Annotated in this window: 17 protein-coding genes; 12 read left to right on the top strand and 5 right to left on the bottom strand. The window is 65.6% G+C overall.

Features of this window, described 5'->3' with window-relative positions:
* Positions 1 to 21 precede the first annotated feature (21 nt).
* Both C8K18_RS22900 and C8K18_RS22895 read right to left on the bottom strand, forming a co-directional pair.
* Entirely contained in the window at positions 22 to 1,392 is a 1,371-nt protein-coding gene (locus tag C8K18_RS22900; protein ID WP_107710052.1) for a GTP-binding protein, read from the bottom strand.
* Between the two features lie 144 nt (positions 1,393 to 1,536).
* Positions 1,537 to 1,983: a lytic transglycosylase domain-containing protein gene (locus C8K18_RS22895; protein WP_006050809.1), complete on the bottom strand. Its 447-nt coding sequence runs from the start codon at positions 1,981 to 1,983 to the stop codon at positions 1,537 to 1,539.
* Positions 1,984 to 2,502: 519 nt separating this feature from the next.
* On the opposite strand from C8K18_RS22895, the gene gspD reads away from it, so the two are divergent.
* The 3 genes from gspD to gspF are packed head-to-tail and all read left to right on the top strand — an operon-like array spanning position 2,503 to position 7,626.
* Entirely contained in the window at positions 2,503 to 4,848 is a 2,346-nt protein-coding gene (gspD, locus tag C8K18_RS22890; RefSeq protein WP_107710054.1) for a type II secretion system secretin GspD, read from the top strand.
* Positions 4,845 to 6,404 carry a type II secretion system ATPase GspE gene (gspE, locus tag C8K18_RS22885; protein WP_006050807.1) on the top strand — a complete coding sequence of 520 codons (1,560 nt, stop codon included), beginning with the start codon at positions 4,845 to 4,847 and terminating at the stop codon, positions 6,402 to 6,404. Before gspD ends, gspE begins: the two co-directional genes overlap by 4 nt.
* A gap of 4 nt (positions 6,405 to 6,408) precedes the next feature.
* The gene (gene gspF, locus C8K18_RS22880) at positions 6,409 to 7,626 is read left to right on the top strand and encodes a type II secretion system inner membrane protein GspF (protein ID WP_006050806.1); all 1,218 of its coding nucleotides are present in this window, start codon (positions 6,409 to 6,411) and stop codon (positions 7,624 to 7,626) included.
* A gap of 60 nt (positions 7,627 to 7,686) precedes the next feature.
* Here the strand turns inward: gspF and C8K18_RS22875 are convergent, their stop codons facing one another.
* Complete coding sequence (locus tag C8K18_RS22875; protein WP_006050805.1) at positions 7,687 to 8,100, bottom strand: type II secretion system protein N; 414 nt, start codon at positions 8,098 to 8,100, stop codon at positions 7,687 to 7,689.
* 157 nt (positions 8,101 to 8,257) lie between these two features.
* On the opposite strand from C8K18_RS22875, the gene gspG reads away from it, so the two are divergent.
* Genes gspG through C8K18_RS22835 form a run of 8 tightly spaced genes read left to right on the top strand, consistent with a single transcriptional unit; the run spans position 8,258 to position 14,281 of the window.
* Positions 8,258 to 8,722, top strand: a complete 465-nt coding sequence (gene gspG, locus C8K18_RS22870) for a type II secretion system major pseudopilin GspG (protein WP_006050804.1) — start codon at positions 8,258 to 8,260, stop codon at positions 8,720 to 8,722.
* Positions 8,713 to 9,252 carry a GspH/FimT family pseudopilin gene (locus tag C8K18_RS22865; RefSeq protein ID WP_006050803.1) on the top strand — a complete coding sequence of 180 codons (540 nt, stop codon included), beginning with the start codon at positions 8,713 to 8,715 and terminating at the stop codon, positions 9,250 to 9,252. The genes gspG and C8K18_RS22865 overlap by 10 nt, the downstream gene beginning before the upstream one ends.
* A 1-nt stretch (position 9,253) precedes the next feature.
* Positions 9,254 to 9,688 (top strand): type II secretion system minor pseudopilin GspI, encoded by a 435-nt coding sequence (gene gspI, locus C8K18_RS22860; protein ID WP_107710056.1) that lies wholly within the window; start codon positions 9,254 to 9,256, stop codon positions 9,686 to 9,688.
* Entirely contained in the window at positions 9,666 to 10,367 is a 702-nt protein-coding gene (locus tag C8K18_RS22855) for a type II secretion system protein J (protein ID WP_006050801.1), read from the top strand. The genes gspI and C8K18_RS22855 overlap by 23 nt, the downstream gene beginning before the upstream one ends.
* 1 nt (position 10,368) lies before the next feature.
* Entirely contained in the window at positions 10,369 to 11,529 is a 1,161-nt protein-coding gene (gene gspK, locus C8K18_RS22850; RefSeq protein WP_006050800.1) for a type II secretion system minor pseudopilin GspK, read from the top strand.
* Positions 11,530 to 11,557: 28 nt separating this feature from the next.
* Positions 11,558 to 12,979: a type II secretion system protein GspL gene (gspL, locus tag C8K18_RS22845; RefSeq protein WP_107710058.1), complete on the top strand. Its 1,422-nt coding sequence runs from the start codon at positions 11,558 to 11,560 to the stop codon at positions 12,977 to 12,979.
* Entirely contained in the window at positions 12,976 to 13,479 is a 504-nt protein-coding gene (locus tag C8K18_RS22840; RefSeq protein ID WP_006050798.1) for a type II secretion system protein M, read from the top strand. Before gspL ends, C8K18_RS22840 begins: the two co-directional genes overlap by 4 nt.
* A gap of 22 nt (positions 13,480 to 13,501) precedes the next feature.
* Complete coding sequence (locus C8K18_RS22835; protein WP_006050797.1) at positions 13,502 to 14,281, top strand: type II secretion system protein N; 780 nt, start codon at positions 13,502 to 13,504, stop codon at positions 14,279 to 14,281.
* A gap of 660 nt (positions 14,282 to 14,941) precedes the next feature.
* Here the strand turns inward: C8K18_RS22835 and C8K18_RS22830 are convergent.
* Together C8K18_RS22830 and C8K18_RS22825 are read right to left on the bottom strand one after the other, a co-directional pair.
* The gene (locus tag C8K18_RS22830) at positions 14,942 to 16,537 is read right to left on the bottom strand and encodes an efflux transporter outer membrane subunit (RefSeq protein ID WP_107710060.1); all 1,596 of its coding nucleotides are present in this window, start codon (positions 16,535 to 16,537) and stop codon (positions 14,942 to 14,944) included.
* Between the two features lie 178 nt (positions 16,538 to 16,715).
* On the bottom strand, positions 16,716 to 17,141 hold the full coding sequence (locus tag C8K18_RS22825; protein ID WP_107710062.1) for a hypothetical protein: 426 nt from the start codon (positions 17,139 to 17,141) through the stop codon (positions 16,716 to 16,718).
* A 217-nt stretch (positions 17,142 to 17,358) separates the two neighbouring features.
* Between C8K18_RS22825 and C8K18_RS22820 the strand changes: the two genes are divergently transcribed.
* The gene (locus C8K18_RS22820; RefSeq protein ID WP_107710102.1) at positions 17,359 to 17,904 is read left to right on the top strand and encodes a MarR family winged helix-turn-helix transcriptional regulator; all 546 of its coding nucleotides are present in this window, start codon (positions 17,359 to 17,361) and stop codon (positions 17,902 to 17,904) included.
* Positions 17,905 to 17,931: the final 27 nt, after the last annotated feature.

Genomic DNA, 17,931 nt, shown 5'->3' with positions numbered 1-17,931 from the left:
CGACGCAGTTGAAAGAGCCGCTTAGTCGTGGCGATGTGCTGTTCCGCCGTGGCCGTGGCCATCGTGATCATGGTCGTCGTGGCCGTGATCATGATCATGATGATGACCGTGATCATGTCCGTCGTGATCGTGATCGTGATCGTCGTCGAAGTCCCACGCCGGGAACGGATCGGCGAACTGTTGCCAGCCTTGCGGTCCCACTGCGTACTCGTCATTGGTCAGCAGGCACGCGTCGAACTTCCCCGACCACAGCGCCGCGTCGATGCCCACGCCGATCATCGCCAATTCCTGGCGACGGTCGCCAATGCTGACGTCATCCGGCGCGCCATACCAGTCGGCGGCGATTTCGGCGGCTAGCTCGTCATCGGCATCGGGCCATTCGCTGCGGTCCTGAGCCGCCCACCACATGCCTGCGGGACCGTGCCGGCAAGCGCCGCCCGCCTGCGACAGCGAACCGGCGATGTCGTTACGCGTCGCGAGCCAGAAGAAACCCTTGCTGCGCAAGACGCCCTTCCACTCCTCGTGCAGCAACGCCCACAGCCGCTCCGGATGGAACGGACGGCGTGCCTGATAAACGAAGTTGCCGATGCCGAACTCGTCCGCTTCGCTGTGATGGCCGTGGCCGCGTTCGTCTACGTGCTTCTCGGCCTGGTTGAGCAACGCGATCGCGCCGGGAGCGTTCGCCGTCTCGTCGAAATCGAAGCGGCCGGTGTTCACGATCTGTTCGAGCGGCACGGCGCCGAAGCGGCTCACCACTTGCACCGCGCGCGGGTTGATGCGCGCGAGGATGCGTTGCAGGCGCGTCAGCTCGTCGGCGGTCACGAGGTCGACCTTGTTCACGACCAGCACGTCGCAGAACTCGACCTGCTCGATCAGCAGTTCCACGAGAGTCCGGTCGTCTTCGTCGCTCGCGGCGATGCCGCGTTCGGCGAGCGCATCCGCGGAACCGTAGTCGCGCAGAAAATTGGACGCGTCGACCACCGTGACCATCGTATCGAGCCGCGCGAGCTCGGCGAGCGGCGCGCCGTCATCGTCATCGTCGGCGAAGGCGAAGGTCTCGGCGATCGGCATGGGTTCCGCCACACCGGCCGACTCGATCAGTATCGCGTCGAAGCGCTTTTCGGCGGCCAGCCGTTTCACCTGGGCGAGCAGATCGTCGTGCAGCGTGCAGCAGACACAGCCGTTCGACAGCTCGACCACGTTTTCTTCGGTAAGCGACAGCGCGGCCGGATCGCGCACGAGCGTCGCGTCGATATTGACGGCGGCGAGATCGTCGACGATCACGGCGACGCGCAAGCCGGCGCGATTCGCGAGGATGTGATTCAGGAGCGTGGTCTTGCCGGCGCCCAGAAAACCGGAGAGCACGGTGACGGGCAGTGGCGGCTGGTTCATCGGAGTACGGAAAATCGGGAGGATTGGAAGGCGTGCCGGGCGCCGCATTGCTGCGCGAGTCTAGCCGCGGTCCAGCGGACGCTCGAGCGCCGACGGCAGCACGAAGCCGCATTGTGCATCAAATCGGAAACGGCGAGCGGTCGATCAGCGTGACGCCGGCATCAGGTTCCACTTGCGTAGAATCGCGGCGATCTGTTGAGCGTACTTGTCGCGCAGCGCGGGCGTCTCGGAGTGATAAGCGCCGATGGCTTGCCATGTATTGCCGTACTTGTTCATCTGCCGGCGCAGATGCCACGCGGCGATGTACACGTTCTTGCAGGGCTCCATCAGCGTGCCTTGCGAGATCCCGTATTGCGCGAGCGTGGGCAGATGAATCGAGTTGATCTGCATTACGCCGTAGTCGGTCGAGCCGTTTGCGTTTTTGTGCTGCGCGTCCGGACGGTTATGCGACTCCTGCCAGGCGATCGCACGCAGAATCAGCGGGTTCACTTTCTGATATTTCGCGGCTTCGTCGAAGCAATCGGCGCGTGCCGTCCCGGCCGAAGCCAAGATGGTAATTCCTGCCAGAAAGGTGACGAAGCTTCGTTTCATCGGTCAAGACGACTGGGGCAAACCGCAAGGGTAAGGGATCGTAAGGGCTCGTATCAGCCATTGTTCAGCCGGGACTAGCCGGTGGGCGCAATCTGGCCGGGGCATTGACGGAACATGCGGGAAAACCCGTGTTCGCAACGGCGATCCGACGGCTTGAACGGCTCGTATGATACCGGCAGGCCGCGACCCGTCAAGTTGGCTAACAGACATAAGGGCGCGGAAACACTAGGTTTTCTTGCCGCTTTCAGTCCGCAGTGCTTTCGCTTTCAAGGCCCGCCGAGCGGGCCCGAACGTTTAGGGAAACTCACTGAGGCTTTCCTTTTGTGACAAATCCGACATGAAAAACTGTTACTGTTCCTTCTTTTCGGACATCGGATGGCCAGCATTTTAGGGCGGCTTTCGCCCACCTGGCCCGCCGGCAGACCGACCGACCGGCGGTTTGCTCCCCTGTCCGCGCTGCATGACCGCCGGTGGCCTGCGCTGCCGGCATCGACATTACATTCCATGAGAAGAAATCGTATGGCTTTGCGTCGCGTCGCAACGGCGTTGCTGTTGGCTGGCTTGATCACTGCGCAGACCGCACAGGCGCAGGTGACATTGAACTTCGTCAACGCCGATATCGACCAGGTCGCGAAGGCGATCGGCGCGGCGACCGGCAAGACAATCATCGTCGACCCACGAGTCAAAGGTCAGTTGAATCTCGTGTCGGAAAACGCGGTGCCCGAGGATCAGGCGCTGAAGACGTTGCAATCCGCGTTGCGCATGCAGGGCTTCGCGCTCGTCCAGGATCACGGCGTACTGAAGGTCGTGCCCGAGGCCGACGCCAAGCTGCAAGGCGTGCCGACCTACGTCGGCAATTCGCCGAGCGCGCGCGGCGACCAGGTGGTCACGCAAGTGTTCGTGCTGAAGAACGAATCGGCGAATAACCTGTTGCCGGTGCTGCGTCCGCTGATCTCGCCGAACAATACCGTGGCCGCTTATCCGGCCAACAACACGATTGTCGTCACCGATTACGCGGACAACGTGCGCCGTATCGCGCAGATCATCGCCGGTGTGGATACGGCGGCCGGCCAGTCGGTGTCCGTCGTACAACTGAAGAATGCCAACGCGCTCGACATTGCCACGCAACTGAACAAGATGCTCGACCCGGGCGCGATCGGCAGCACGGACGCCACGCTGAAAGTGTCGATCACGGCGGACCCGCGCACGAACTCGCTGCTGATCCGCGCGTCGAACGGCGCGCGTCTGGCCGCCGCGAGAACGCTCGCGCGCGAACTCGACGCGCCGACCAGCATGCCGGGCAACATGCACGTGGTACCGCTGCGCAACGCCGAGGCAACCAAGCTCGCGAAGACCTTGCGCGGCATGCTCGGCAAGGGCGGCGAAGGCGGCTCGGCGGGCGGCGGCAACGAGGCCAACGCGTTCAACCAGAATGGCGGCGGCGGCGGAATTGGCGGCAACAATTCGACGGGCACTTCGGGCACGCCGCCGCTGCCCTCGGGCGGACTGAACAACAGTTCGTTGTCCTCGCCGATGGGTGGCGGCGGCGGCGCGGGCGGCTACGGCGCGAACGGCGGCGGTCAATCCGGCGGCCTGCTCGGCGGCGACAAGGACAAGAACGAGGACAATCAGCCGGGCGGCATGATCCAGGCGGACTCGGCGACGAACTCGCTGATCATCACTGCGTCGGAGCCGGTTTACCGCAATCTGCGCGCGGTGATCGACCAGCTCGACGCGCGCCGCGCGCAGGTCTACATCGAGGCGCTCATCGTCGAGCTGAACTCGAACACGAGCGGCAATCTCGGCATTCAATGGCAGGTCGCGAACAATTCGATTTTTGCCGGCACGAACCTCGCGACGGGTTCGAGCAACAGCATCATCAACCTGACGGCGGCTGCTGCGGCGGCGGGCGCAGCGGGCGCGACCGGCGGTCTCGCCAACGCGCTCGGCTCAGGTGTTCAGCAGGGCTTGAACGTCGGCTGGATTCACAACATGTTCGGCGTGCAGGGACTCGGCGCACTGCTTCAGGCGCTCTCGCAGACCGCGGACGCGAACGTGCTGTCCACGCCTAACCTGATCACGCTCGACAACGAGGAAGCGAAGATCGTCGTCGGTACGAACATACCGATTCAGACCGGTTCGTATTCGAATCTGACGAGCGGCAACGCGAGCTCGGCGTTCAACACATACGACCGCGTGGACGTCGGCCTCACGCTGCACGTCAAACCGCAAATCACCGACGGCGGCATCCTCAAGCTTCAGCTTTACACTGAAGATTCCGCCATCGTGAACGGCACGACGAACGCGACGACCAACCCGGCCGGCCCGCAGTTCACCAAGCGCTCGATCCAGTCGACCGTGCTCGCCGACAACGGCGAAATCATCGTGCTCGGCGGCCTGATGCAGGACAACTACCAGGTCAGCAACAGCAAGGTGCCGCTGCTTGGCGACATCCCGTGGATCGGTCAGTTGTTCCGTTCCGAGCAGAAGAACCGCAACAAGACGAACCTGATGGTCTTCCTGCGCCCGGTCATCATCGGCGATCGCGATACCGCGCAGGCTGTCACGTCCAATCGCTACGACTATATTCAAGGTGTGCAGGGCGCGTATCGTCAGGACAACAACCTGATGAAGGACAACGACGATCCGGTGGTTCCGCCGAAGCCCGTCGGCCCGAGCCAGGGCGGTTCGACGTTGAACCTGTTCGACCTCGACCAGATGCGCCGTCAGCAGATGCAGCCGCCGCAGCAGCAAACTCAGCCGGGCTCGGCCGCGCCGACAACGCCGCCCGCCACGAACGGCGCTGTGCAAAGTAATCCGGTGCCGGTCGCACCGTCCACCGTATCGCCAGGAGCCAAGCCGTGAGTACGCCGTCCATGCCGCCGTCAGCCTCAACGTCGCCGGCATCGTCGCGAGCCGCCGAGATTGCCTCGGCGGCGATGACAGAGCAAGCGGACCACGCCGAACGCGCGGCGCCGTCGGCGATTGCCGCGCGGCTCGTGCCCTACGGCTTCGCGCGCAGCGGCCAGATTCTGGTCGCGCATCAGCACGCCGACAGCCTCGAAGTCTGGATCAGCGAGCGCACCAGCGAGGCCGCGCTCGCCGAAGTCGCACGCAACTTCGGCGCGGTGTCGGTGGTGCGTCTTCCCGCCGACGAACTCGCGCAGGCGATCAACCAGGCTTACGCGCGCCAGGACGGCAGCGCGGCGCAGGTGGTCGGCGAAGTGGAAGGCGAAGTCGATCTCTCGCGTCTGATGCAGGACATTCCCGAAGTGGAAGACCTGCTGGAATCGGAAGACGACGCGCCGATCATCCGCATGATCAATGCGCTGCTCACGCAGGCCGCGCGCGAGCACGCGTCGGATATTCACATCGAGCCGTTCGAGACTTCTTCTGTGGTGCGTTTTCGCGTCGACGGCACGCTGCGCGACGTCGTGCGTCCGAAGAAAGCGCTGCATGGCGCGCTGATTTCGCGGATCAAGATCATGGCGCAGCTCGACATTGCCGAGAAACGTCTGCCGCAAGATGGCCGCATCACGCTGCGCGTGGGCGGCCGTCCGGTCGACGTGCGGGTGTCCACGCTGCCGACAGGTCACGGCGAGCGCGCCGTGCTGCGTCTGCTGGAAAAAGACGCGTCGCGCCTGAACCTCGAAGCGCTCGGCATGGGCGCGGACACGCTCGTCAAGTTCGACAAGCTGATCGGCCGGCCGCACGGCATCGTGCTCGTGACCGGCCCGACGGGTTCGGGCAAGACGACCACGCTGTATGCGTCGATGTCGCGGCTTGAAACCGCGACCACCAACATCATGACGGTCGAAGACCCGATCGAATACGACCTGTCGGGCATCGGCCAGACGCAGGTGAACGAGCGGATCGGCATGACCTTCGCGCGCGCGCTGCGCTCGATTCTGCGGCAGGACCCGGACATCATCATGATCGGTGAAATCCGCGACCTCGAAACCGCGCAGATCGCCGTGCAGGCTTCGCTCACCGGCCACCTCGTGCTCGCGACGTTGCATACCAACGACGCCGCCTCCGCCGTCACGCGTCTGACCGACATGGGCGTCGAGCCGTATCTGCTGGCGTCGTCGCTGCTCGGCGTGCTGGCGCAGCGGCTCGTGCGGCGGCTGTGTCCGGTATGCCGCGAAAAGCGTGTCGAGGAAGACGGGCGCGTGCATTGGCATCCGGTCGGCTGCGACAAGTGCGGTCAATCGGGCTATGCGGGCCGGCGCGGCGTGTATGAACTGCTGCTGATCGACGACGAAATCCGCGCGCTGATTCACCGCAATGCATCGGACGCCGAAATTCTCACGGCCGGCCGTGCGCAAGGCATGCGCACACTGCGCGAGGACGCGGATCGCTGGCTCGCTTCCGGGCTGACGTCGCTTGAAGAAGTGATTCGCGTGACGGGCGGAGCTTAAGCGCATGCCGGCATTTCGTTTCGAAGCGATCGACGCGGCGGGCAAGGCGCAAAAAGGCGTGCTCGACGCGGACAGCGCGCGCGGCGCCCGCACCAATCTGCGTTCGCAAGGACTCACGCCGCTCGTCGTCGAACCGGCCGCGACGCGCACGCGCGGCGAGCGCAATCAGCGTCTTTCGTTGGGACGGCGGCTGTCGCAGCGCGAGCAGGCCATTCTCACGCGGCAACTGGCGAGCCTGCTGATTGCCGGCTTGCCGCTCGACGAAGCGCTTGCGGTTTTGACCGAGCAGTCGGAGCGCGACTACATCCGCGAATTGATGGCGGCGATTCGCGCCGAAGTGCTCGGCGGCCATTCGCTCGCGAATGCGCTCACGCAGCATCCGAAAGACTTTCCGGAGATCTATCGCGCGCTGGTCGCGGCCGGCGAACATACCGGCAAGCTCGGCCTCGTGCTGTCGCGGCTTGCGGACTACATCGAGCAACGCAACGCGCTCAAGCAGAAGATCGTGCTGGCGTTCACTTACCCGACGATCGTCACGATCATCGCGTTCGGCATCGTCACGTTTTTGCTGAGCTATGTGGTGCCGCAGGTGGTCAACGTGTTCGCGAGCACCAAGCAGCAACTGCCCTTCCTCACGATCATGATGATGGCGCTCTCCGGCTTCGTGCGGAACTGGTGGTGGGCCGTGCTGATCGCGGTCGCGGTGCTGTTCTATGTGGTGCGTTCGACGCTCAGGCAAGCGGGCCCGCGCTTCGCGTTCGACCGGTGGCTGCTCACCGCGCCGCTGCTCGGCAAACTCGTGCGCGGCTACAACACCGTGCGCTTCGCGAGCACGCTCGGCATTCTGACGGCGGCCGGCGTGCCGATTCTGCGTGCGCTGCAAGCCGCCGCTGAAACGCTCAGCAACACGGCGATGCGCGGCAACATTGACGATGCGATCGTGCGCGTGCGTGAAGGCACGTCGCTGTCACGCGCGCTCGGCAATACGAAGACGTTCCCGCCGGTGCTGGTTCACCTGATCCGTTCCGGCGAAGCGACCGGCGACGTCACGACGATGCTCGACCGTGCCGCCGACGGCGAAGCGCGCGAGCTCGAGCGCCGCACGATGTTCCTGACGAGTCTGCTGGAGCCGCTGCTGATTCTGGCGATGGGCGGCGTGGTGCTGGTGATCGTACTGGCGGTGATGCTGCCGATCATCGAGTTGAATAATCTGGTGCAGTGAGGCGTGGAATGCCGCGGCGCGATTGCGCGGCGGCGTGATTGCTGAACCTGGCGACCAGGCTTAACGCACGTAGATAGTAGGACCCGCGGCGTTGGCCGGCAGAAACACTTCGGAATGCGCGCCATTGCGGTCGATCACGATGGAGCGGGCGCGGACTTCGGAGAGTTTGGCGCCTTGCATCAGCGTGCTGCCGAGCGACACCGCACGCGGCGGCTCGCCGCCCACGCTGACGATGGCCGCGGCGCCTTGGGTCAGCGCGAGAATGCCGAACAGATGCACGTCCTGGTTGACCGTGCGCGTGAGCTGTCCGCCGAACAGCGTGGCGGCCTGATCGGTCGAGACCTGCGCGTGCGCGGCGGCTGCGGGCACCGGCGCACCGGACATCGCGGTCAGTGTGATGGTCCAGTAGGTCAGCGTCGCGCAAAACACGGCGAAGAGCGCGAGCGACAGAAGGCGGATTTGGAGTGCGTTCATGCGCGCATTGTACGGACTATTGTGAAAATTGCGTTGGGTTGAAACCCTTCAACTGCATGACATTAAAATGACCGGCCGGGCACGTTCAATGGCACCGCGAGTGCCAGAGCACCGAGTCCGCCCAGTCGATAATTCACCTGAAAAGAGGTAGCAAGCTATGCAACTGTCGACCATTCGCCGCACAGCAATTGCGGGTTCGCGCAGCCGTCGTCAACGCGGTTTTACGCTGATCGAAATCATGGTCGTGATCGCGATTCTCGGCATCCTGGCCGCGTTGATCGTGCCGAAAATCATGAGCCGTCCCGACGAAGCGCGGCGCGTCGCCGCGAAGCAGGACATCGGCACGGTGATGCAGGCGCTCAAGCTTTATCGTTTGGACAACGGCCGTTATCCGACGCAGGAGCAAGGTCTGCGCGCGCTGATCGAAAAGCCCGCGACGGACCCCGTGCCGAACAACTGGAAAGACGGCGGCTATCTGGAACGTTTGCCGAACGATCCTTGGGGCAACGGCTATCAATATCTGAACCCCGGCGTGCACGGTGAAATCGACGTCTTCAGCTACGGCGCGGACGGCAAGGCAGGCGGCGAAGGCAATGACGCCGACGTGGGCTCGTGGCAATAGACGATAGCAACGCACGTGTCGCAACGAACCCGCCGCCCCGCGCGGCGGGCGCGGCGTTGCGCGCGCGCGGCCTGCGCCGGCATCAGGCGGGTTTCACGCTGCTGGAAATGATGGTGGTGCTGGTGATTGCAGGCTTGCTGGTCTCACTGACCGCGTTGACGATGACGCGCAATCCGCGCACCGACCTGAACGAGGAAGCACAGCGTCTCGCGCTGCTGTTCGAATCGGCCGGCGACGAAGCGCAGGTGCGCGCGCGCCCGATCGCGTGGCAACCGTTCGACGGCGGCTTTCGTTTCGACTTGCGCACCGAGGACGGCTGGCGTCCGCTGCGCGACGATCTGCTCAAGCCGCGTCAGTGGGAAGGCGGCGTGAGCGGCGTGACGATCGACTATCCGGGCTCGAATTCGAAGGCGAATCGCGTCGTGTTCGGCACCGAGGCGATCGACGTGCCAGTGCGCGTCACGCTGTTTTCCGCGGCGGGCAGCGCGACGATCGTCGGCACCGGCAATGGCCGCTACGAGGTGCACTGACATGCGCCATCGCAGCAGAAGCAGCAGCAGAAGCAGCAGCACCGCGGCTCGCCGGGCCGTCCACCGCGAGCGCGGTTTCACGATGATCGAAGTGCTGGTGGCGCTCGCGATCATCGCCGTCGCGCTTGCCGCATCGCTGCGCGCGGTCGGCTCACTCGCGACCGGCGAGGCCGATCTTCATCGGCGCTTGCTGGCCGGCTGGAGCGCGGATAACACGCTCGCGCAATTGCGCCTCACGCATGCATGGCCGAATGTCGGCTCGACGAGTTTCGATTGCTCGCAAGGAAATTTGCAGTTGATCTGTACCGAGCAAGTGTCGGCGACGCCGAATCCGGTGTTTCGTCGGGTGGAAGTGATGGTGACGATGCCCGGACGTTCCGGCAATCTCGCCCAGATGGTCACGGTGGTCGCGAATGAAACGAATCGTTCGCTCTGAGCGCCGCCGCGAGCGCACCGGCCGCCGCCGCTCTCGCGCGGGCGTGCATGGCTTCACGCTGATCGAACTGCTCGTCGCGATCGCGATCATGGCGGTGATCGCGGTGCTGTCGTGGCGCGGGCTCGACCAGATCATCCGCGGCCGGCAGACCATTACGAACGCGATGGAAGACGAGCGCGTGTTCGCGCAACTGTTCGACCAGATGCGCATCGACGCGCGTCAGGCCGCTTCCGACGACGAATCCGGTCAGCCGGCGGTGTCGCTCCTCGGCGGCGCATTGCAGATCGTGCGGCAGATGAGCTTGCCCGGCTCCGCGCCGCGCTTGCAGGTCGTGCGTTACCGCGTCACGGAAGGCCGCGTGATCCGCTATGCGTCTCCGCCGCTTGCCAGCGTCGGCGATCTGCGCGCGGCGTCGCGCGGCAGCGAAGGCGAAGGCTGGTCGGCCGTGCCGTTGATGGGCGGCGTCGGCGCAATTTCGGCGCGGCTCTATGTGCCGCGCGTCGGCTGGACCACGCAGATGAAGGACGTGCAAGGCGCGATCACCGAGGCCGACAACAATCTCAAGGTGCCGCAGCTTGGCAATGCTCCGCTGCCGCGCTCGGTGACGGGGCTCGAAGTGAGCGTGGGCGCGAAGTCGCTCGCACGGCCCATCACGCGCGTTTTTTTGATTGGGGAATGAGATGAGATTGTTCTCCTTCAGCGCGGGACGCTCGACGGGTTCTTTGTGTGTAACGCGCGGCTCGCGTAACGCACGGCACACCCATTCCACCCATCAGCGCGGCGCGGCCATCATCAGCGCGTTGCTCGTCGTTGCGCTCTCGGCGATTCTCGTCTCCGGCATGTTGTGGCGTCAGCAAGTCCAGATCCGCCGGATCGAGAACCAGCGTCTGCTCGCGCAGGCGCAATGGGTTGCGCGCGGCGCGCTCGACTGGACGCGTCTGATTCTTCGCTCCGAAGGCGATACGTCCGCGGGCATCACGTATCTCGGCGGCGTGTGGGGCGTGCCCATCGCGAAGACGCGGCTTTCCGACTTCCTCGGTCAGATCGGCGAGGTGCGCGCGCAGCAAGGCGCCGCGACCTACCTGTCGGGTTCCATCGAAGACGCTCAGGCCAAATTCAATCTGCGCAATCTGGTCGCGAGCCCGGCGCCCGGCGTCATGCAACTCGACGTGGAGCAGATCGGCGCGTATCAGCGGCTGCTGGTTTCGCTCGGCGTGAACAGCCAGCTCGCGAAGAACACCGCGGTCCAGGTGCGCGCGAGCCTGATGCAATCGGCGACGCGCTTTCAGACCGTCACATCGACGTCCGGCACGCCGTCGACGCCGGCGATCCAGGGCGGCGCCGCAGGTGGCGCAACAGGCGGCGGCTTCACGGACAAACCGGGCATCGAAGACGGCGAGGACAGCGCCGCGCACGCGCCGCTGCAAATGACGAGCGTCGATTCGCTGCTCGACATTCCCGGCTACACGCCGGAGATGGTCGCGCGCTTGCGGCCCTTCGTGACTGTGCTGCCGACCGTGTCGGCGATCAACATGAACACGGCGCCCGCCGAAGTGATTGCGGCCGTTGTGCCGGGCATGAATCTGTCTTCCGCGCAGGCGTTCGTCGCTCGGCGGCAGACCGTGTTTTTCCATAATGCCGGCGACGTGACGCTCGCGTTGCGCGGCGCGGGCGTTCAGCAGACTTCGATCGATCCAAACCAGTTCGACGTCAACACGAACTACTTTCTGATTCATGGCCGCGTGCAGCACGAGCGCGCCGAAGTCGACCGCACGACGCTCGTCTATCGCGATGCTTTGACTCACACTACGCGTATCGTGCGGGTGCAAGACCAACTATGAACAACGCCTTTCCCAGAGAGAGTGGCCTTTGAGCACGCTGATCGTCTTATTGCCGCCGCGTGATCCGGCGGTGCCGTCGCAGGAATGGCAGTTGCCGGACTTGCCGTTCGTGCTGCTCGACAAGTCGGGACGCACGCAGCGCGCCGGGCGTTCGGCGCTTGCGCTGTTGCCGCGCGCGACGTCGACGGTGCTGATGGTCGCCGCGCGCGACCTCCTGATGATGCCGGCCACGCTGCCGCCGCTGCGCGGTCCGAAGCTGCGCCAGGCGCTGCCGAACATCGTCGAGGATCAGCTGATCCAGGATCCGCAAACCTGCCATATCGCCGTGGACCCGCAACCGGCGGCGGGCGGACGGCAAGTGCTGGCGATCATCGACCGAGGGTGGTTCCGCTTTATCTACGAAGCGTTTTCCGCTGCCGGGCACCGCAGTTTGCGCGCGGTGCCGGTTACACGCTGTCTGCCGGAGGCGCGGTTATCCGCGGCGCCGGTCGACGTTGCCGAAACGGTGAGCGCGGCCGAGCCAGCATTGGCGGGCGCCGACGCTTCGCCACGCCGCGATGCCGCGCCGGTGGCAAGCGCGGCTGATGCATTGTCCGACGCTGCAACTGGAGCCATGCCGATGGTCGCGGCGGTGCTCGGCGCAGTCGTTCAAACCGCGCCGGCACTGCTGCTGGAAGGCGCGGTGGAAACCGGCACGCCGCGCGTCGAACTGGCGATTGCGCGCGGCGCGCAAGGCGAAGGGCTCGCGGTGCCGGCGAACGCGGTCAACGCGACGCTCGCCGCGCTCGCCGGCGCGATGCCCGTGTCGCTCTATATGCTCACCGAAGTGCCTGGCAACGAGCCGAGTCTCGGCGCGAGCAGCCCGGCGCGGCTTGCCGCGCATGTGCACGGCGCGAGTCCGCTGCCGTTCGAGCAACTCGCGCGGCGCGCGCTCGCGTGCCGCTTCGATCTGTGCCAGTTCGAATTCGCGTCGCAGCCGTGGCGGCTCGACCGCGCGACGCTACGCCGCCTGCGCCTGCCGGTGCTGCTCGCGGTCGGCGCGCTGCTGGTCGCGATCATCGGCGCCAATGTGCAGTGGCTGATGCTGTCGCGCCAGCGCGACGCGATCAACACGCAGATGACCGAACTGCTGCTCAACGCGTTCCCGAAGACGACGGTCGTGCTCGATGCGCCCGATCAGATGTCGCGTCAGTTGCAGCAGTTGCGTGTGGCGGCGGGCGAGCTTTCTCCGGACGATTTCCTCTCCATCGCCGATCGTCTCGCGCGCGCTCTGCCGCCCGTGCCCGTCAACGGCATTGCCGCGCTCGATTATCACGACCGGCGGCTCGACGTGACTTTTAAGCCGGAGGTGAAGCTCGATCCCGATTTCGCCGCGCGCCTCGCGCGCAACGGACTGAATGGCGCGATCGACAGCAATACCGGCAAGTGGACCATCAGGAACGGACAATGAAAGCTCAACTCGCGCAAACTTGGGCAGGCTTCTGGGAGCAGCGGACCGACCGCGAAAAGGGTCTGCTGACGTGGGGCGGCGGCGTGCTCGCGGTGGTGATCGCGTGGTCGGTGCTGTGGGCGCCGGCGCAGGAGGGGCGCGCGCGTCTGCGTCAATCGCTGCCCACCTTGCAGCGCCAACTCGCGCAGATGACGGCGCAAGCCAACGAAGCGCGTCAGCTCTCCGGCGCCGCTCAGGGCGTGGCGCCGACCGGCGGCGCGCTGAAGGACGCGCTGTCCGCGTCGCTTGCCGATCATGGCCTCGCGGCCACGCAGGTTCAGGTGATCGGCAATGCGGTGCAGGTGCAGATGAAGAACGCGTCGTTTCCCGTGTGGACCGGCTGGGTCGACGATGTGCGCCGCCAGTTCAAGGTGCAGGTCGCCGAAGCGCACGTGACGGCGCTCAAGGAAGACGGCCAGGTGGACGTGACGGCGTCGCTGCAGCCATCGACGGCGAAATGAGCGCGCTGCCACGGGATCTCGCATGACTTACTGGATGCGGCGCCTGCGCGCCGCGCTGCCCTGGCTCGTGGTCGCGGTGTTTTCCAGCGCGGCAGTGATGCTCGCGATGTTGCCGGCCGCCTGGATCACGCCGCAATTCGCCCGTCAGAGCGGCGGGCACGTGAACCTCGTCGACCCGGCCGGTTCGCTGTGGCACGGCTCCGCCACGCTGATGCTCGCCGCGGGCTCCGATATGAGCGCCGCGACGCTGCTGCCTGGACGCATCGAATGGCGCACGGCTTTCTGGCCACTCTTCACGGGCCGCGTGCGCATGACCATGCGGCAGAGCGAGGCGATGCCGGAGCCGATCACCGTCGACGCCACGCCGCGCAGCGCGAATGTGACGCCCGGCGCGATCGCGGTGCCGGCTTCGCTGCTGAGCGGTCTCGGCGCGCCGTTCAATACGCTGGATCTACAGGGCGACGTGCGGCTCTCGTGGTCCGACTGGCGCAGTTTCAACCGTCAGGCGTTCGGCCAGTTGACGGTCGCGCTGAACGACGTCAGCTCGCGTGTCTCGCCGGTGAAGCCGCTCGGCTCGTATCAACTGGTGTTTCAGGCGGAAGGGGCGTCGTCGACGCTCGAGCTGCGAACCGTCAAGGGGCCGCTGATGCTGAACGGACGTGGCGTCGTGTCGCCGGCTTCGACATCGTTTCATGGCACGGCGACATCGGCGCCCGAGGCACGCGACAATCTCGCGGGGCTGTTGAACCTGCTCGGACGACCGAGCGGACCGGACACGGTTGCGTTGTCGTTCGTGCATTGAGGTGGGTGGGGGCGGGGGTGGTGATAGACCGCGCCGTTCGGTGCTTTTGAAGTCGCGGCAAAAGGGGACGCGGTCGTCGCGTTGCTGCCGCTCGCGCGTTAGTTTGACGCGCGGACGCGCAGCGCGGGCTGACAGCGCGCGGCGCGTTTTGAGCTAGTGGCAAAACGAGATTGTCGAGGATGTCTCTCACACCTCGAGCTGGACCCGCAGATGCGTCGCGTGGATGCTGCAACGCGCGGAGCGGCGCCTTCGAGCTAGCGGCAAAACTAAACTGGTCAAGGTTGTCGCTCGCACGTCGAGTTCGACGGCAGACAACGTCGTCGCTCGGACGTCGAGCTGGACCCGCAGATGCGTCGCGTGGATGCTGCAACGCGCGGAGCGGCGCCTTCGAGCTAGCGGCAAAAGGAGACCGGTCAAGGTTGTCGCTCGCAACTCGGGCTAGAGCCGCGGATGCTCGGCGCGAGCGCTGACAAAGCCGCCGTGCGGCACTTCGAATTAGCAGCGAACGGCACACGGACGTCGTTGCCGCTCGCATGTCCAGTCGGACCCGCGGCGGGTCGTACAGCGCTAGATGCAGAAAAGGCATGACGGGTTTCGTTGGCCCGTCATGCCTCCTTCGCATCTGAACGCTGCACGGCGCGGTGCGCCCCGCTCGCCCGCCTATTTGCTTTGCGCTTGCATCTGCGCAGACGTCGACGTCGGCGCAATTCCGCCCTGCGCGACAGGCGTCGCCGCCGATGCCGCCGCCGACGCGGACGCCGGCTCCGGCGCCGCCACCCCACCAGTTTCCCGGTTCATTTGCGATACATCCCAGCCGCCGCCCAGCGCCTTCACCAGCCCGACCGACGACACCATCCGCTGCCCCGCGATGGTTTGCAGCTTCTGCTCGGCCGTGAACGCCGTGGTCTGCGCGGTCAGCACGTTGACATAGCCGACCGTGCCCGCCTTGTATTCGTTCGTCACGATGGCAAGCGCCTGGCGCGCCGACTCCACCGCCTGCTGCTGCACCACGATTTCGCGCTCCAGGATGCGTTGCGACGCGAGATTGTCTTCGACGTCCTGAAACGCCGTCAGCACCGTCTGACGATACGTGGCGACGTTCTGGTCATAGGCGGCGCGCGCCGCTTCGGTTTGCGCGCGGCGCAGGCCCGCGTCGAAGAGCGTCGCCGCGAGTTGCGGGCCGACCGTCCAGAAGCGCGACGGCGCCGTCAGCAATTGCGAGAACACCGAGCTTTCGAAACCGCCGCTCGCCGACAGCGTCAGCGACGGAAAGAACGCGGCGATGGCGATGCCGATCTGCTCGTTGGCCGCCGCAGCCTTGCGCTCGGCGGAAGCGATGTCCGGCCGCCGCTCCAGCAGCGCGGACGGCATTTGCGCGGGCACGGCGGGCGGCGTGGCGGTGAGCGGCATCGGCGGAATCGAGAAGGTGGAGGCCGGTTCGCCGACGAGCACCGCGATCGCGTGTTCGTCCTGCGCGCGCTGCACGCCGTTGTCGATCGCGGATGCCTGCGCCGATTGCAGTTGCGTTTGCGCCTGGATCACGTCCGAACGCGCGGCCACGCCCGCGGCGTACTGGTTCTGCGTGAGTTGCAGCGAGCGCTGATAGGCGGCGACGGTTTCGTCCAGCAGTTTCTGATTCGCGTCGAGCGCGCGCAGCGCGAAATACGTCTGCGCGAGCGTGGCCTGCGCGGACAGCCGCGCGTTCGCCAGATCGGCGGCGGCGCCTTGCTGGCCGGCCTTCTGCGCATTCACCGAGCGGCCCACGGAGCCCCACAGGTCGGGCTCCCAGCTAGCGTCGAGTTGCAGGTCATAGCTGTTGCTGACGCCTGAGCGGCTGACGCTCGTCGATCGCGTACTCGACGAAGCACCGCTGCCCGAGCGCGTCGCGCCCGCCGACAAACCGAGGGTCGGGAAGTACGCCGCGCGCGCCTCGCCGACCAGCGCGCGGGCCTGCCGATAGGCGGCCGCAAATTGCGCGATGGTCTGATTGGCGGCGTTCAGCTTGTCTTCGAGCGCATCGAGTTGCGGGTCCTGATAGATCGTCCACCATGCGCCGCGGTCCTGCTGATCCGCCGGTTGCGCGACTTTCCAGCCGGGCGCGGCTTCCTTGTATGAAGCCGGAATCTCGGCGGCGGGGCGCTGGTAGTCGGGGCCGACCGCGCAGGCTGCGACGAGGCCCGCGGCGGCTAGCGCGACGGCGAGGGTCAGGACGCGAGGCGCATAGGTCCGCGCGGACGAGATTCGGTCAGACTGCATGCATTTTTCCTTCTGGACGCCACGACGCCGCCAATGACGGACGGCGCCGGCCTACGATGTGCCGGCATGTTAGCGTATGAGCCCGCTGGGCGCGGGAAACAGAAAGGTTAATGCGGGCAGCGACGAAGGTGTGTTACTGACGGTGTCGCGAAGGTTACGCGCCGTTACTGGCTGCCGTTCAGACGCGGGCGTCGGTGCGCGAATCGATCCGCGATTCCGTCGATGTCGTCTTGCGCGCGAGCTTGCCGGCTGCGGCCCGGCACGGTGCTTCGCCGCGCGACTGGCAGGCGCTTGCCGCGCCGTGGGCGATGACAGGTGCCGCGCTCTTAACGCCTGACACGCTTGCCGCGTTCGCGAGCGCCGCAGCGCTGTCCACCAACCCGCCCTTCGCACCTTTGATGTCCGCGATGCCCTTCAAACTCTTGCGCGCCCGACGATGCTCGAACCACGCCAACACCGCGACTCCCACCGATCCGCCGGGCAGCACGAACAGCACGGCGAACAACGCGAGCTTCCACCAGCGATGCGGGCCCTGGAAGCTGTGCAAAGCGGAATCGGTCAGAGAGCGGCTGAGGCCGCCGAGGGTATTTTTCAGGTACAGCATAGGAGGGACATCCTTGGGTCACGCCGGCCTGGCGGCGGACAAAAAAAGCGGTCAGAACATAGTCTCGGGTGGCGCGGATCGCGTAACTCGTTGCTTAATATAATATTGACTATGCAAGTAAATTTCAAGATACTGTGCGCGATGCGTGGCCGCGTTGTTGTTTTTCGGTGTCGCGCGCGTCCAGAATGTGCGTCTGCTGCAATGTCCCTGTACCCAAATGACTGACGGCCCCTACAAAGCGGACGAGATCCGGCTCGATACGAGTCTCGGCTATTACCTGTCGAAAGCGCGCAACGTGCTGGTCGAGCGCACCGACCGCGCGGTCAAGCCGCTGGGGCTGACGGCGCAGCAGATCGGCGTGATCCTGTTGCTCGCTGCCGGGCGCGCGAACACGCCGTTCGAGTTGTCGCGCGTGATGTCCTATGACAGCGGCTCGATGACCCGTCTGCTGGACCGCCTTGAAAAGAAAGGCTTTTTGCAGCGCACGCGTAGCGACGCCGATCGTCGGATGGTCAAGCTGGAGTTGACGCCGCAAGGGCATGAAGCGGCGCAGCAGTTGCCCGGCATCGGCGCGGCCGTGCTGAACGAGCAGTTGCGCGGCTTCTCGGACGCGGACCTCGCGACGCTGATCGCGCTGCTCAGCCGTTTCATCGCCAACGGTATCGACCCGGGGACGAGCGCAGGCTGCGGCTTGTGTGCGGAGGCTGAGCCGCCCGGCGACGCAACGGCCGACGATTCATCGCCGGAGAAGGGCGAGCATTAACCGCAGAGCGCCTCCTAGGGGCGCAGT

Origin of the sequence: Paraburkholderia sp. GV068 (assembly GCF_003058125.1) — a bacterium.
GTDB lineage: Bacteria > Pseudomonadota > Gammaproteobacteria > Burkholderiales > Burkholderiaceae > Paraburkholderia > Paraburkholderia graminis.
This window is presented reverse-complemented; position numbering and strand designations above follow the sequence as displayed.